The organism is Streptomyces sp. IBSBF 2435 (genome assembly GCF_036815005.1).
Classification (GTDB): Bacteria; Actinomycetota; Actinomycetes; order Streptomycetales; family Streptomycetaceae; genus Actinacidiphila.
Window position 1 is genome coordinate 1 of sequence record NZ_JAJSYW010000391.1, and the last position, 862, is coordinate 862.

The window sequence follows — 862 nt, forward strand, 5'->3', positions numbered from 1 at the left end:
GGGTGTCGTCGTGATGGAGCGGCTGTCCGAGGCCCGGCGCAACGGTCATGAGGTGCTGGCGGTCTTCCGGTCGAGTGCGGTGAATCAGGATGGTGCGTCGAACGGTTTGACGGCGCCGAATGGTCCGTCGCAGCAGCGGGTGATCCGGCAGGCGCTGGCGGCGGCGGGTCTGTCGGCGTCGGATGTGGATGTGGTCGAGGCGCACGGCACGGGTACGAAGCTGGGCGACCCGATCGAGGCCGACGCGTTGCTGGCGACCTACGGTCAGGACCGGCCGGGGGATCGGCCGTTGTGGCTGGGGTCGTTGAAGTCGAACATCGGGCATGCCCAGGCCGCGGCGGGTGTCGGTGGTGTGATCAAGATGGTGCTGGCGCTGCGGCACGGTGTGCTGCCGAAGACGCTGCACGTCGCCGAGCCGACCACCCAGGTCGACTGGACCCGGGGCGACGTGCGGCTGCTGACCGAAGCGGTGCCGTGGCCGGAGAACGGGCACCCGCGACGCGCGGGGGTGTCGGCGTTCGGCGTGAGCGGGACCAACGCGCACGTGATCCTCGAGGCACCTGCGGAAGCCTGCGCGGACGAACCCCCGGCGGACGAACCCCCGGCTGCCGAAAGCGTGGCGGGTGAGGAAGCAGCCGAGGCCGACCGCGTAGTGCCGTGGGTGGTGTCGGGGAAGTCGGCCGAGGCCGCCCAGGAGCAGGCGTCCCGGTTGCTGGAGCACGTCGGTGCCGATCCGTCGCTGCGTCCGGTGGATGTGGCCTGGTCGTTGCTCGGTTCGAGGGCGGTGTTCGACCACCGGTTGGTGGTGGTGGGTGCCGACCGGGAGGAGCTGTTGGCGGGTTTGCGTGCGGCGGCCGGTGGG

Annotated in this window: 1 protein-coding gene; it reads left to right on the forward strand. The window is 71.2% G+C overall.

What is annotated here, in order from left to right; translation table 11 throughout:
* On the forward strand, window positions 1-862 hold an 862-nt coding region (locus tag V7E46_RS33630), incomplete at both ends, for a ketoacyl-synthetase C-terminal extension domain-containing protein (RefSeq protein ID WP_333771941.1).